The organism is Flavobacterium caeni, assembly GCF_900101895.1.
GTDB classification, from domain to species: domain Bacteria; phylum Bacteroidota; class Bacteroidia; order Flavobacteriales; family Flavobacteriaceae; genus Flavobacterium; species Flavobacterium caeni.
Map to the genome: position 1 here is coordinate 109281 of NZ_FMVF01000005.1, position 16055 is coordinate 125335.

The 16055-nt window shown below is 48.7% G+C and carries 9 protein-coding genes; 8 read left to right on the plus strand and 1 reads right to left on the minus strand.

Annotated elements, in window-relative coordinates:
• The 3 genes from BLP55_RS06100 (at nt 1) to carA (ending at nt 5319) form a co-directional block, all read left to right on the plus strand.
• Entirely contained in the window at nt 1-2283 is a 2283-nt protein-coding gene (locus tag BLP55_RS06100; protein WP_091141448.1) for an ATP-binding protein, read from the plus strand.
• Nucleotides 2264-3952 carry a DEAD/DEAH box helicase family protein gene (locus BLP55_RS06105; protein WP_091141449.1) on the plus strand — a complete coding sequence of 563 codons (1689 nt, stop codon included), beginning with the start codon at nt 2264-2266 and terminating at the stop codon, nt 3950-3952. The genes BLP55_RS06100 and BLP55_RS06105 overlap by 20 nt, the downstream gene beginning before the upstream one ends.
• 257 nt (nt 3953-4209) lie before the next feature.
• Complete coding sequence (carA, locus tag BLP55_RS06110) at nt 4210-5319, plus strand: glutamine-hydrolyzing carbamoyl-phosphate synthase small subunit (RefSeq protein ID WP_091141450.1); 1110 nt, start codon at nt 4210-4212, stop codon at nt 5317-5319.
• A gap of 45 nt (nt 5320-5364) precedes the next feature.
• Here carA and BLP55_RS06115 read toward each other — a convergent pair whose 3' ends face one another.
• Nucleotides 5365-9090, minus strand: a complete 3726-nt coding sequence (locus BLP55_RS06115) for a tail fiber domain-containing protein (protein WP_091141451.1) — start codon at nt 9088-9090, stop codon at nt 5365-5367.
• Nucleotides 9091-9327: 237 nt separating this feature from the next.
• Here BLP55_RS06115 and BLP55_RS06120 point away from each other — a divergent pair, with 237 nt between their 5' ends.
• From BLP55_RS06120 to BLP55_RS06140, 5 genes are all read left to right on the plus strand, one after another.
• On the plus strand, nt 9328-10062 hold the full coding sequence (locus BLP55_RS06120) for a LytR/AlgR family response regulator transcription factor (protein WP_091141452.1): 735 nt from the start codon (nt 9328-9330) through the stop codon (nt 10060-10062).
• Complete coding sequence (locus tag BLP55_RS06125) at nt 10063-11571, plus strand: sensor histidine kinase (protein ID WP_091141453.1); 1509 nt, start codon at nt 10063-10065, stop codon at nt 11569-11571.
• Between the two features lie 138 nt (nt 11572-11709).
• Nucleotides 11710-13005 carry a phosphopyruvate hydratase gene (eno, locus tag BLP55_RS06130; protein WP_091141454.1) on the plus strand — a complete coding sequence of 432 codons (1296 nt, stop codon included), beginning with the start codon at nt 11710-11712 and terminating at the stop codon, nt 13003-13005.
• A 171-nt stretch (nt 13006-13176) separates the two neighbouring features.
• Nucleotides 13177-14460, plus strand: a complete 1284-nt coding sequence (locus BLP55_RS06135; RefSeq protein ID WP_091141455.1) for a citrate synthase — start codon at nt 13177-13179, stop codon at nt 14458-14460.
• 239 nt (nt 14461-14699) lie between these two features.
• A complete protein-coding gene (locus BLP55_RS06140) occupies nt 14700-16052 on the plus strand; it encodes a hypothetical protein (RefSeq protein ID WP_091141456.1) in 1353 nt (450 codons plus the stop codon).
• The last annotated feature ends 3 nt before the right edge of the window (nt 16053-16055 follow it).

The window sequence follows — 16055 nt, forward strand, 5'->3', positions numbered from 1 at the left end:
ATGGAACAATTTAATTTAAGCCCCAGCCCGGCTCTATTGGATCTTTTGGGTAAAATCCCCTTTAAAGGATGGCAATGTGTGGCTGAGCTAGTAGACAATTCAATTGACGCAATAATTAGTAATGAAAGTCTTTTACAGGAATACCAGAAACAAATATCGGTGCATATTCCAACCAAGAAAGGTATTTCTGAAAATCAACCACTTGTTATTGAAGATTGGGGAATTGGTATGAACTCAACTCAACTTGAAAATGCTGTAAGAGCTGGTTTTTCAAGTAAGAAAACGTCTGCTAATTTAGGATTGTTTGGAATGGGGTTTAATGTCGCCACTTCGCGATTAGCAAACGTAGTGCAAATATGGACTTCAACTGTTGAAATGGACAAAGAGATTGGGGTTTGTATTGACTTGAGGGAGATGAAAAAGGAGGGATCATTTTACCGGCCAAAAATGGAAAGAGTAAAATCCAACAAGTCATCTGGGACAAGGATAGAGATTTTTGATTTCAAGGATCAGGCAGTAGGTCTTCTTCAATCAAAAACAATTATTAAAGAACTTCAACGAGCATATTCTGAAAAAATTTTTGATGAGTATCGGTTAAGAATTTTGATAAATAACGAGGAAATTAAGCCTTTTAAATTTTGCGTTTGGGACAAAACTCGAACGGTTAAGCATAAATATGAGGAGGTTCCTGCATATATAGGCATTGATAAACATTGGAGTGATCAGATGTTTTGCGAGGAGTGCTTAACGTGGATTGGGGATATTCCTGTCGACACATCGCTGAACATAGCTTGTCCGAAATGTAGTTCAAATGGTTCAATAATCAGAAAAAATATATCTATATCAGGATGGGTTGGGATACAAAGGTTTTCTGATGTAGATCATTATGGAATCGACATTTCAAGAAATGGAAGAATTCTAAGCAAATTAGACAAAACATTTTTTGTTTGGGAAGAAGGCAAAGAAGATAGTCCCGACAAATTTGATCCGGAATATCCTCGCGATACAACGTACGCGGGAGGAAGAATCGTAGGTCAATTAGAAGCAAATTTTGTAGTGCCCAAATATACAAAAGATGATTTCGAAAGGGACGATATCAATTGGAAGAGAGTAATTAACTTCATTCGAGGAGAGATGCCATTGCAGCCAGAGCTAGGGGCTCAAAGAGGTTACAAGTTCCCAAACCATTCTCCAATCGGCAGGTTGTTTAGCGCATATAGAAAAGTTAATCAGCCAGGAGCCAAGACACTCTGTTTTGGAAAAGAAAATGGAAACGTGGATCATATTACTCCGAAGAACTGGGCCCAAAAATTTTATGGTGGAGACCCGGAATTCCAAACGGACAAAAAATGGTGGGAGGCTGTAGTTAGGGCAGACATGAAAGATGGCCCACCTGATTTCGATCCTCTAAATCCGTTACCTAAACCGCTGCCGTCACCAAAATTGCCAGATCGGGCAAATGAACCTGAAATAGTAGAAAAATTTCCAGGGAAGAAAATTTTTAGAAAAACTCTGTCGTTTGATCTTGAGAATACACTTGGCGAAAAACCATTTGTTCTAACACTTATGGATTACTATCCTACCGAAAACCTTGAATTGCCGATAATTTTTGACTCTAAAGGGTCTATGGGGAAGTTTGATGTATACATAAATAATAAGCATCACATGTTCTTGGATTTTGCAGATGGCTACGAAGATTTGATTTTTATGGAGATGGCGGCTAAGTATTCTCAATTGAAGAATAGCGATAATTGGCCAGTAACTAGAATTTATTATGAGTTAAAGTTAAAATACGCACCCAGTACAATGTTGAGTGTGCCCAATCTTGTGTCAAACGCTAATAAGCTTATGCGCAAAGTGCAAAACAAACTGATCAGAGGGGAAGGATATCAATTACCTAAAATTCCGAGTCTGTCTCAAGCTGAAGAAATCTCGATTAAAAAAAAGTATATTGATCTAGAAAAAGAGGCATTGATCGATTACAATGATTTGCTTTCTACCACAGGTTTTTTGAAGTACATAGATTTAAACTACCTTTTCAAATTTATTGACGAATTTCCAGAGTTGGTTTATGATGGTAAAGTGTTCGACCTTCCATATTCGGATTTAGATTCGGAAACCAAAGTACATCAGAAAGCAAAATATTCCAGTTATCTAAGTGACGTGCGATGGTTCATGATCGAACTAGCGAACGAGGGTGATGAGGCAGTAAAAAAAATGAAACAGGAAATTATTCGTAACCGTTATAGCATCGAGCTCTTAGATGAGAGAATTACAGTCTAACTCAAAAGGATTTCTTTCTACTGAGCGTTTGTCAAGAGGGCCGTGGCAGGCGTTTGAAAGGGGTATAGCAAGGTTGCTTGTACATAGTGGCTGGGAGATTTCAGAGATTGTAGGCGGATCAGGAGATCACGGCGCCGATATAATCGGGGCTGTAAGGGGGGCGGACGGAGCCTTAAATGAGTTTGTTTACCAAGCGAAATTTTCAGAAACGAACAAGCCTTTGTCTGTAGACATTATCGGCGATGTAAAACGAGCAATGGAATATTATGGAATAGATAATGGGATAGCAGCTTCAAATCGTTCGCTAGGAGAGTCTCAAAATTTGCGATTGAAACAATTACAAGCAAACGGATATAACATACAAACCTTTCTTTCCAAAAGCGTTTTTGATTCCTATGTACGATTAGCGGATTGGCCAATTGAAAAAAGGGCATTGAAAAAGTACCAATATGAAGCTTTGTCGGAATTACAGGAAGCATATATGAGAGGCGACAAACGAGGTCTAATATGTTTAGCAACAGGACTTGGTAAGACGTTTGTTGCGGCGACTTTTTTAAGGTGGTTGTTTGAATGTAATCCAGACTTGAACGTGTTGATTTTAGCTAATACGAAAGCCTTGGTCGAACAATTTGACCGGGCAATTTGGTCAAATATTCCGAAATGGGTTTCTACACACTTGTTATACGATTCTGAAAAGCCAGCATTTCTCGAGGGCGTAACACTATCTACGTTTCAAAGTTTTATGGATTTTCATAAACGTAATGAAGATTTTCGCTATGACATCGTGATAGTAGATGAAGCCCATCACGCGCCAGCAGATACTTACTCCGAAATTGTTAAAAAGCTAGATCCAAGGTTTTTATTAGGGTTAACGGCAACCCCATTCAGGAAAGACGACAGGGATGTTACTTATTTGTTCGGAAAACCATTAGTATATTATTCAGTTTATAAAGCTTTGCAAAAAGGCTTTTTAGCGAAAGTCGAATATCATCTACATAACGACAATATCGACGAAGATTGGATCACCCAAAATAGTAGAAAAGGCCACACTCTCAAGCAGCTAAATAAAAAGATTTTTCTCCCTGAGAGAGATGATGTCATTTGCGAAACTATATATGACGTTTGGACTAAGAATAGTTTAGAAAAGGGGATTGTTTTTTGCAATAGTAGTGAGCACGCGGAAAGAATCGAAAAGCTTCTCAGTGTAAATTTTCAGTTGCCGGTAAGATCATTAACAACCAGAGTTAAGGATTCGCGTGAACGCACTAAGAGACTTCGAGAATTTAGAAACGGAACTTGTAAGATTATTACTTGCTATGATATGCTCAACGAGGGTGTTGATGTTCCAGACGTAGATTTTATTGTATTTCTAAGAGTGACCCACAGCCGAGTGTACTTTCTGCAACAGTTAGGGAGAGGATTGCGATACAAAGAAGGCAAAACTCTAATTGTACACGACTTTGTCGCAGATATTAGGAGGGTCAAACGTGTGCAGTCATTTCAAAATGAATTCGCCGCTACAAGAAAAAACGAAATAGAGAACCTTTATTTTGAATCTGATTTTGAACTTAATTTTAAGTTAGAACAAACCAATAATTTCTTAGATTTAGTTACGCGCGATATTTCTGAAGAAGCCGAGGACGATGAGGAATTTTTTCTTTCGGTTTAAGCCGTTTTACAATTGGATTTTTTACCCCAGATGAAGTAGGCGTCGATAATTCGCGCAAATCCTACCCATGACTCCGAATCATCAACAACTCTTATTCTGATAGCCAAACTCTGTTGCAAAATTTCTGTTGCAAAAAATCTGCAACAAAATTTTTGCAACACCTTTCCAAACTTTCAAATCTTTACCCCCAAACCTTTGCGCGCTTTGCGTTAAATCCCTAAATTTGCACCCCAACTACCACCCACAACGCACTACAAATGAAACACAACACCCGCCAACCCGCCATCTTGCTTTTAGCAGACGGCACCATCTTCCACGGCAAATCCATCGGCATCTCCGGCACCACCGTAGGCGAAGTCTGCTTCAACACCGGCATGACCGGCTACCAGGAGATTTTTACCGACCCGAGTTATTTTGGCCAGATCATGGTGGCCACCAACGCGCACATCGGGAATTATGGGGTCAATGAACAGGACATCGAGGCCGATAAGATCATGATTTCGGGATTGGTCTGCAAGAACTTCAGCTTTAATTATTCGCGCGACAACGCCAGCGGCAGCTTGTTTGATTATTTCGAGAAGCACAACCTGGTGTGCATTTCAGACGTCGATACGCGCGCGCTGGTGAGCTACATCCGCGATCATGGGGCGCAAAATGCGGTGATTTCGACCGATGGCAAATCGGTAGAAGAGTTGAAGCAAATTTTGGCCGATGCCCCCGATATGAAAGGACTCGAGCTCGCGTCAAAGGTGTCTACCAAGGCGCCGTATTACGTGGGCGAACCGACGGCCACCTACAAAATCGCGGCGCTCGATTTGGGCATCAAGAAAAATATTTTGCGCAACCTGGCCAAACGCGACTGCTACATCAAGGTGTTCCCGTACGACACCAATTACGAAACCATGAAAGCCTTTAACCCCGACGGGTATTTCCTGTCGAACGGCCCCGGCGATCCCGAGCCTTTGGTTTTGGCGCAAGAGGTGGCCAAGGAAATTTTGAAAAACAACGATCCGGTATTCGGCATCTGCTTGGGCCACCAGATTTTGGCGCTGGCCAACGGCATCCCGACCTATAAGATGTTCAACGGGCACCGCGGCATCAACCACCCGGTAGCCAATGTGCTCACGGGCAAGGGCGAGATCACGTCGCAAAACCACGGGTTTGCCGTAGACAAAGAAAAACTCGAGGCGCACCCCGATTTCGAGATCACGCACCTGCACATCAACGACCAGACCGTGGCGGGCATGCGCATGAAAAACAAGAACTGCTTCTCGGTACAGTACCATCCCGAGGCGAGCCCCGGCCCGCACGACGCGTCGTACCTGTTCGACCAGTTCATCGAGAACATAGAAAAAGCCACCGTGTAGGTGGCTTTTTTTTGAGGCTTCCCCACGGGTTCCGGGACAATCTATTCACTTATTCTCAACGGTTTTGATACGCTCGGACAAAGCCTCCACTATTTTCTTGAGCTCGTCGAGTTCGGTTTGCAGTGTTTTATTTTGTGCGTCGAGCTGTTTGACGGCATTGACCGATGCCACGAGTATGTCGTTGATGTTCAGGTTCAGGTAACCGTCGTCGTCGGTGCCCACGCAATTCGGGAAAATACGTTGTACATCCTGCGCAAGAAACCCGCCGAATTCGGTGTCGAGCACCTGCTGGTCGAATGTGCGCGCGCCCGCATTTTTGTAGCGGTAGCGTACCGGGCGCAGTTGTTTGATTTCTTCGAGCCCCGCCGTAAAATCGCCCGTGACATTTTTTAAACGCGCATCCGACACGATGGTCCAGGTGCTCGTGCCCGGTTTGCGGCCCTGGTCTACCGTGAGCTCGAATTGCCCAAGCGGGGTAGCCGTGCCAAGACCCGTCCTTCCGTTTTTAAGCACCACCAAGGCGTCGCGGCGTTCGGCGGCATCCACTACCGAATTGTTGTTGGTGTCTGCCGCATTGCCCACCACAAAAATACGGTCGGTGCCATTGGCCAACCTGAATTGTGTCGCGCCGTTGACCGAGGGGGTATAGACGGTTGCCCCGATGCCCACGACAGTTTCGCCAAAACTATAGGCGGTGTGGTTGTGCCCCATGGCCGTAGAGGCGTTGCCGCTGGCCGTGGTGTCGTTACCCATCGCGGTCGAGGCCGAATTGTTGGCCGTAGAATTGATCCCTGTGGCGATAGCATAAATACCGGCCGCAGTCGTGGCGAAACCAGTGGCGGTCGAATAGTTGCCGCTGGCGGTGGTATTGACGCCCATGGCTGTCGAACCAGACCCGCTTGCCAACGTGCCGCTACCAAAAGCGCTCGATGTGTTTCCGCTGGCCACCGATTGGAATCCCATGGCGGTGGCATACGATGCCGTGGCTTCGGTATAATAGCCTCCGGCAAACGTGGTGTATCCACTGGCCAATGTATTGATCCCTAAAGCCATCGAATAGTTGCCCACATTGGCATCGTCCCAATTGGCGGTCAACGCGCGACCTGCCCTGAAAGCGGCCTTGCGTGGGTTGAAGAACATTTTTGTTCCGGCGCCCGCCAAGTCGATGGTTGCCCCGCTGCCGAACGTGCCCGTCACTTGCAGGCCATCGTTGCCAGAGACGAGCACCGCGCCTGTATCGGCGGTAATGTTTCTCCCTGCACCCGCGCCGCCAAAATCATACGCCTGGTCGAGCGTGCCCGAGGTGTTGCCTTGCAGGTATTCCTTGGTGACGATGGCCTTGCCGTCGGCGGCATCGATCATGGCGTTGGTGGTCGACGGCAGGCGTGTAAGACCCGTTTTGAGCATGATGAGTGCATCGGAACGTTCGAAGAGTTCCACCTGATTGTTGTTGTTGACATCGACTGCGTTGCCGATGGTGAACAGCCGATCGTTGTTATTGGCCACCCCAAAGGACAAGTCACCGCCCGCCGAGGCGACATAGTTGGTGGCTCCTATGCCCAGTACTGTTTCGCCGTAGGAGTGTGCGGTGCTGCCGGCACCAAAGACAGACGAAGTGAAACCGTTTGCATTATTTCGCCATCCCGCCGCTACCGTATAGTAGGCGTTGGCGTTGTTTTCTCCGCCCACGGCAAAAGCGCCCTGGGAAGTGGCGTCGCACGCATAGCCAAGCGAAATGGCGGCGGGGCCCAAGGCTATGTTGTCATAGCCCGCCGAAAAGGAATAGAAGCCTACGTTTGCGTCGTCCCACTGCGCCCCGGTGACACGCCCGGCCCTGAAGGCGCAACGCCTTGGGTTCCAAACCATCCTTACGCCGGCTCCCGAAGGAACGAGCGCGCCGGTATTGAACGTCCCGGTCGAAACCAAGCCGTCGGTGCCGTTGATGGTCACCGCACCCGTATCGGCTGTAATGGTTCTCCCGGCACCCGCGCCGCCAAAATCATACGCCTGGTCGAGCGTGCCCGAGGTGTTGCCTTGCAGGTATTCTTTGGTCACGATGGCCTTGCCGTCGGCGGCATCGATTAGGGCGTTGGTCATAGAGGGTAGGCGGGTGAGGCCATTTTTGAGCATGATCAATCCATCCGAACGTTCGGCGAAGTCGATCGAACCGTTGTTGTTGAGGTCAAGCGCATTGCCCACCACAAACAACCGGTCGGTGGCATTGGCCGCGCGGAATTGACTGGCGCCGTTAACCGAAGTCGCATAGGTGGTAGCGCCAAGACCGAAAGTCGTTTCCCCATAGCTGGGTGCTGCGTTGTTTATACCAAAAACGGTAGTGAAATTTCCGGTTGCCACAGTGTTAACCCCAAATGCGGTCGAGGCGGCCCCTAAGGCCGTCGATCCAGACCCAAACGCAGTTGAAGTTTGGCCGCTTGCGCGGGTATTGTTCCCGAAAGCGGTAGAGTAGTTCCCTATGTTGACATCGTCCCACGCGGTTCCAAATACTATTCCGGCCCGAAAAGCCGCGCGTCTCGGGTTCCATACCATTCTGATTCCGTCGCCTGTTGGCGCTTGCGCCCCCGAGTTGAACGTTCCTGTCGAAACCAAGCCGTCGGTGCCGTCGATGGTCACCGCGCCCGTATCGGCGGTAATCGTACGTCCTGCACCCGCACCGCCAAAGTCATACGCCTGGTCGAGCGTACCCGAGGTGTTGCCTTGCAGGTATTCTTTGGTCACGATGGCCTTGCCGTCGGCGGCATCGATCATGGCGTTGGTGGTAGAGGGTAATCGTGTGAGGCCGTTTTTGAGGATGATGAGTGCGTCGGAGCGTTCGGTGAGGTTGATAACATCGTCATCGTTGGCATCTATGGCGTTACCTACCGCAAGGAGACGGTCGGTGGCATTGGCCGCCCGGAACTGGCTGGCACCGTTCGTAGAAGGGGTATAGTCGGTTGCGCCTATGCCCAGGATCGTTTCGCCATAGCTGGGCGCGGTGTTCGCTACCCCGGAAGCGAAGGAATTGTTTCCGGACGCGGTACTAAAGACGCCAAAAGCCGTCGATCTGTCGGCGCTTGCCACCGTAGAGAATCCAAAGGCGGTTGCCGTATTGGCGCTGGCTACGGTATGGCTTCCAAAAGCCATAGCTGCGATGCCACTTGCCGTGGTGGTGTTGCCCAGCGCGGTAGCCATAACGCCCGATGCCCTTGTCGCAAGGCCTGCGGCCAATGAGTAGTCGCCTGTGTTGGCCTCGTCCCAACTGGTCGAGCTACTGTGGCCCGCCCTGAATGCTCCTTTGCGCGGATTCCAAATCATACGCGGCCCGCTTAGGACGGGTATGGTTGCGCCGCTTCCAAACGTTCCCGTTGCGATAAACCCATCGTTGCCGTTGATGGTTACCGCACCCGCATCGGCGGTAATGGTGCGTCCTACACCTGCGCCGCCAAAATCATACGCCTGGTCGAGCGTGCCGCCGTCGGCGCCTTTGAGTGGTTGCCAACTCGTGGTGGGGTTGTTCCAAAAATAAAAGCCGGGTGGGTTGGGGCCTGCGGCCGTCGTCAGGTATACGAGCATGCCTTGTTGTGCGGCGGTCGGGTTTGCGGCGGGAAAGGCGTCGATCTTGGGAATCAGGATACCGTCGGTGCTGGACGGCGTGGCCTGGTTGCTCGAACGGATGTCGAGTTGGGCGTCTGGCGTGGTGGTGCCCACACCTACCTGTGCGTGGATCGAAAACGGTGCGATCCACAGCATACCGAGGAGGTATATTTTTTTCATAAAGATGTGATTTTTAGGCAGATTCCGGGTAGGTCTAAATTATCTTTAATCGGCTGGAAGTCAAAAGATAAAATGCGCGAATGTACAATCGGTAGGAAATGACGGGTAACCGGTAGCCGTTGCCTTGTAATCGGTCGAAAAAAAGCTTGCGGGTGTTCTCTTTTGTACGTTCAAAGCCGTTTTGCGATGCGCGATGTGCCGGAATTTGTCTTACTTTAGCAAGATAACGCCGTTTTTATGTTAAAGGTAGTCTTGATCGATGACGAACCCAATGCGCTGGTGAGCCTGCGTTGGGAGCTCGAACGCAGTTGCGACGATGTGGTGGTGTTGGCCGCGTTCGAACGCGCCACCGAGGCACGTGATTTTTTGCGCGACAACCCTGTCGATTGTATTTTTCTCGATATCGAGATGCCCGATTTGAACGGGTTCAAGTTACTCGAGGCGTTTCCGGAAAGGCCATTTTCGGTCATCGTCACCACGGCGTTCAACCAATATGCGATCAAGGCCATCAAGGAAATGGCGCTCGACTACCTGCTCAAACCCATCGACGAGGCCGAGCTCAAGACGGCCATCGAAAAGGCACGGCAAACCAAGAACGACAAAATCGCGCGCGAATCAAAAGGGAAGCCGGTGCCGGTTTCGCCTGAATTTGGTGCTACAAAAAAAATCGGGATTCCGTACGAGGGCAAGATATTGTTCCTGAATCCAGCGCAAATTACTTATTGCGAAGGCGACGGCAATTATTGTTACCTGTTTTTCGACAGTGGCGAGAAGTTGTTTGTCACCCAGCAACTCAAGGCCATCGATGCCAAACTTGTGGGGTTCAATTTCTTTAGGATCCACAATTCCTACCTGGTCAACATGGGCAAGATTGCCGAATACCGCAGGCAACAGGATGTGGTGGTGCTCGTAGACGGTACCGAGCTGCCCGTTTCGCGACTCAAGAAAGCACAATTCTTAAATCAATTTTAGATGAACCAGGCCGTCGTAGCAGGTATCGTATGGAATTTTGTCTTCTCGGGCCTCCTGATTTATTTCCTGGTGAGCATGCTTATTTTTGCACAAAGCCGCCGCAGGACTTTTTTGTATTACGGGTTGTACAATTTTTTTCTGTTCCTGTACATGCTCAGGCTCAATCCTTATATTTCGAGCGAACTGGCACGGGACCTTAGGGAGCATTGGTTCGGGTCTTTTTTTTGGTATGTCCAGGTGGTGTACAATTCGTTCATGTTTTTTTTCTACCTCGAGTTTTTGTCGTTCAAGAACCACTTCCCCAAAGCATACAGGGCGATCGTCACGTATTTGCGCGCGATGCTTGTATTGTCTACCGTTTTGTGGGTCGGCGCGATGGTGGCGGGCGAGGTCAATCTTTTTGTAAGGTTCTTTAACTTCGTCTTTATCCCAACCATCACCTTCTTTGCCGTTTATGCGTTGTATTATGTGGCCAGGATTCCGGGCAAATTCAGGTATTTTGTCATCGCGGGCCTGGCCAGTTACCAGTTGCTCGCCTATGTGGCGTTGTACAAGTCGATGTACCCGACACACCACACCGATTACCCGATCCTGTATTTTTATGTGGGCATCATCATCGAGTCGATCATTTTTATGCTGGGGTTGGGGTATCAGATTCGCGAGTTGTATGTGGAAAAGATCAACAGCCAAGAGCGGTTGATGGCCGAACAGGCCGAAAAGCACGAACTCGAACGACATTACCAGCAAGAGTTGGAAGCCTCGCTCAAGACGCACATCGCGGCGCTTAAGAAAGAGTTGAAAGGGAATGAAGAGCAGCGTGTCCGGGCGTTGTCTGTGGCGTTTGAATCGGAGCTTTCGGGGCTTAAGCTCGATGCGCTTCGGTCGCAGATGAACCCGCATTTCATTTTCAATGCGATCAATTCGATCAAGGCCTACCTGATCGAGAACGACAAGGAAAAAGCGGTTTTTTACCTGAGCAAGTTTGCGCTGCTGATTCGAAAAATCCTCGAGACTTCGAGAACCAACAGCATCGCATTGGCCGAGGAGCTCGAAATCATAAAGGTCTACCTGAGCATCGAAAGCATCCGGTACCGCCACGAAATCAAGACCGACCTGCCCGAACTGGATGCGGTGTCGGCGCAAATCCAACTGCCGGGACTCATCTTGCAGCCTTTCATCGAAAACGCGCTTTGGCATGGGCTGATGCTCAAGGAAGGTGAGAAGACGCTTTCGGTTAGCGTCTACCAGGAAGACGGCGTATACAAACTATCGGTCACCGACAACGGCATAGGCAGGGAAAGGGCGGCCGAGAAAGCCGCGCAAAAACCGTATCAGAGCGAGTCGTTCGGGGTCAAGTTGGCGGCCGAGCGGCTCAACCATTTCAACGCGAAGAACGGCACGGCCTACTCGTTTGCGTTCGAGGATTTGTACGACGATGCGGCCGCGGCCGCGGGGACACGCGTGGTGTTTTGCTTCGACCGATCCTTGACATCTACACAGTCGCCTTGAAAACGTTATCGTTGATAACATTCTATTTTGGTATGCCCGTAATGGTTATATTTGTAAATATTTCGAAAAAATTGCCATCGAGAAATAACAAATAAACAACAACAATAAAAAATAATAATAAACAATAAACAATAAATCATGAGCATCATCATCAAAATCCACGCAAGGCAAATCTTTGATTCACGCGGAAATCCTACCGTAGAGGTAGATGTGGTTACCGAAAATGGCGTCCTCGGGCGCGCTGCCGTTCCTTCTGGGGCGTCTACGGGCGAACACGAAGCGGTGGAATTGCGCGACGGCGGGAAAACCTACATGGGCAAAGGCGTCTTGAAGGCGGTCAAGAATGTCAACACGCACATTGCCGAGGAACTGATCGGCATGTCGGTGTTCGAACAGAATTTGATCGACCAGAAAATGATCGAGCTCGACGGTACGCACAACAAAGGCAACATGGGCGCCAACGCCATTTTGGGCGTTTCATTGGCCGTGGCCAAGGCGGCCGCCAACGAACTCGGGCTTCCGTTGTACCGTTATGTGGGCGGGGTTTCGGGCAATACGTTGCCGGTACCCATGATGAACATCATCAACGGCGGGTCGCACTCCGATGCGCCTATCGCATTCCAGGAATTCATGATCATGCCGGTCAAGGCCAAGACTTTTACGCAGGCGTTGCAAATGGGTACCGAGATTTTCCACAACCTCAAGAAAGTATTGCACGACCGTCATTTGTCTACGGCCGTGGGCGACGAAGGCGGATTTGCGCCCAACCTCGCGGGCGGTACCGAAGATGCGCTCGATACGATCAAGAAAGCGGTCGAGATGGCGGGTTACAAATTCGGCGACGAGATCATGATCGCGCTCGATTGCGCCGCGTCTGAATTCTACAAAGACGGCAAATACGATTACAGCAAATTCGAAGGGCCGAACGGCAAGATCCGTACGTCGGCCGAGCAAGCCGAATACCTGGCCGATCTGGCCGCCAAATACCCGATCATCTCGATCGAAGACGGCATGTATGAAGACGACTGGGAAGGCTGGAAATACCTGACCGATTTGATCGGCAACAAGGTGCAGCTCGTGGGCGACGATTTGTATGTGACCAATGTCGAGCGTTTGGCCAAGGGTATCGAGAAAGGCATCGCCAATTCGATCTTGATCAAGGTGAACCAAATTGGTACGCTGAGCGAAACGATCGCCGCGGTCAACATGGCGCACAATGCGGGATATACCTCGGTCATGTCGCACCGTTCGGGCGAAACCGAGGACAACACCATCGCCGATTTGGCGGTCGCCTTAAACTGCGGACAAATCAAAACCGGTTCGGCGTCGCGTTCAGACCGTATGGCCAAGTACAACCAATTGCTCCGCATCGAGGAGGAGTTGGGTACAACGGCGTATTTTCCGGGATTGAAGGCGTTTAAGGTTAAAAAGTAATTCCTTTTGATTTTAGATAGAACCCGACTTGCGTCGGGTTTTTTTATACCCCAAAATCCAACGTCATTTATAATAAAATTAACGAATTCGTTGCCATATTCTTTTTTTTATTGATTCTAAATTCCCTAGATTTGTTAAATTATTATTCCAAGATTAATCTACCCAATAATTATGTCAAAAACAGCAATATTAGAATTGGATGGCAAGAAGTATGAGTTTCCGGTAATTGTCGGGAGCGAGAACGAAGTAGGCATCGACATCAGCAAACTCCGCGACATGTCGTTGGCCATCACAATGGATCCAGGTTACAAGAATTCGGGCGTTTGCAAGAGCGACATCACATTCCTCGATGGCGAAGAGGGCATCCTGCGTTACCGCGGTTATGCGATCGAAGACCTTGCCGACAAAGCCGATTTCCTTGAAGTTTCGTATTTGGTGATTTTCGGCGAATTGCCCACCAAGAAACAACTGGAGCAGTTTGAAAATGACATTAGAAAGTATACGCTCGTCAATGAAGAGATGAAAAACATCATCGACGGGTTCCCGAAAACGGCACATCCTATGGGCGTGTTGGCGTCGCTCACAAGCGCACTTACGGCGTTCAATCCCAAAGTCGTCAACGTCGATAACGAAAAGGAAATGTACGAGGCCATCTGCAAAACGATGGGTAAATTCCTCGTGATCGCGACCTGGACCTACCGCAAGATGATGGGCTATCCGCTCAACTACTACGACAACACCAAGGGTTATGTAGAAAACTTCATGCAGTTGATGTTTGCGTTGCCTACGGGGCCATACAAAATCAACCCGACCGTCATCAACGCGCTCGATAAATTGTTCATCCTGCACGCCGACCACGAGCAAAACTGTTCGACGTCTACCGTAAGAATGGTAGGTTCGTCGCATGCGGGGCTGTTCGCATCGATCTCGTCGGGTGTTTCGGCGCTTTGGGGACCATTGCACGGCGGTGCAAACCAGGCCGTACTCGAAATGCTCGAGGAAATCCAAAAGAACGGTGGCGACGCCGACAAATACCTCGCAAAAGCCAAAGACAAAGACGACCCGTTCCGCCTCATGGGCTTTGGGCACCGCGTGTACAAGAACTTCGATCCGCGCGCCAAAATCATCAAAAAAGCCGCCGACGAAGTGTTGAACACCTTGGGCGTAGACGATCCGGTGTTGGCCATCGCCAAAAGACTCGAGGAATCGGCATTGGTGGACGATTATTTCGTGTCGCGCAAGTTGTATCCGAACGTCGATTTCTATTCGGGCATCATTTACCGTGCGTTGGGCATCCCGACCGAAATGTTTACGGTGATGTTCGCCATCGGCCGTTTGCCGGGTTGGATCGCGCAATGGAAAGAGATGCGTGTCAACAAAGAACCGATCGGCCGTCCGCGCCAGATTTACACCGGCCACCCGTTGCGTCCGTTTGTGGATATGGACAAGCGATAAAAATCAAATTGCTTATAATGAAAGCCTTGCATTTGCAGGGCTTTTTGTTTTTTTTACGATTTGGTACGCGGCTTTGTAAAACGTTAGGTTTTATTCTATAACTTTAATGCACCACACCACCCCAAATTTCCTTTGGGCCACTATTGTTTTTTCGCCAGATTATTTGAGGACATTTTGCGCATAGGCGTGATTGGTCCTTGAGGTTTTGTTTTAATCTAGTAACCTTTAAATAATCTAATATGAGAACAATGCCATTGATTGCATTATTTGCAATCTGTTCCGCTTCTGTAAGCGGACAACAAACCCACACTTATTATGGCGTCGCCGCCGGCGCCAACATCGGAACGCCGCTGGACGGCAACAACAGTTCCGGCTTTGGCTACGGGGCGCTCAACAACAACACTACAGTGGCCAATACCGCATTTGGCGCGTTTTCACTTTTTAATACCGGTACGCATGGTGGTGGTTCAGGCAGTTATAATGCTGCATTTGGAACTTATGCACTTTACAACAACACAACGGGACGATATAATTGTGCTTTCGGTGATCAGGCATTGCTCGGGAATTTGACCGGATATTCAAATGTAGTGGTTGGCAGAAGAGCGATGGAGTCCAACAAGTATGGTAACGGCAATATTATCATGGGTTATGGAACATTAGTTGGGATCGACGGGCCAGAAGGTAGTTGTGATGGAAATGTTGCCATAGGCGATGGGCTGGGCCAATGGATTTCCCAAGCATCTGGCAATGTGTTGATTGGCAATAAGGTGGCCACGGGACTTTCAGGGCCACTCAATAACCGATTGATGATTGATAACTGGGGGACCAATAATCCGTTGTTGTATGGAGAATTTGATAATGACCTTTTTCGAATCAACGGAAACACACAAATCAATGCTGTATCTGCAAATACTTCGGGCTTGCGATTCATGGATCTTAACGCCAATACGCCCAATATTCAGAACAATACGAACGGAAAGTTTCTCACGGTAAATGCCAACGGCGACGTAATTCTTGAAAAAATTGTTACAGGCGGCGTGGGTGGCCCAGATACCAGCATCTATCTTAACGATGGCGCGATTACGAATACGGTAAATCACATCCGCAATGTAGACATGAAAGACAACAACATTTGGTTCAACACACGGAGCAGCGAGCGAAATGGTAGGATATATATAGGTTCAGATGCAATTTTTCCTACCGAAACTGGAAATTATAGGCTATACGTAGAAGGTGGTGTTTTGACGGAGAGGGTCAAAGTAGCCCTGCGTAATGGAAATCCAAACAACTGGGCAGATTATGTTTTTGGGGACAATTATACACTCATGCCACTGGACGAGGTCGACGCGTTTATCCGAAAGCACAAACACTTGCCAAACATCCCATCGGCAACGGACCTGGCAAATAACGGGCTTGACCTAGGGGAAATGCAAGCCAAACAGATGGAAAAAATCGAAGAATTGACGCTGCACTTGATCAATCAAAACAAGACCATCGAAATCCAATCGCGTCAATTGCAATCACAGCAAACAGAACTTGCCGCGCTTAAGGAGCAGATGGAACAACTGATAAAGCAATCGGCAAAACAGTAAGCG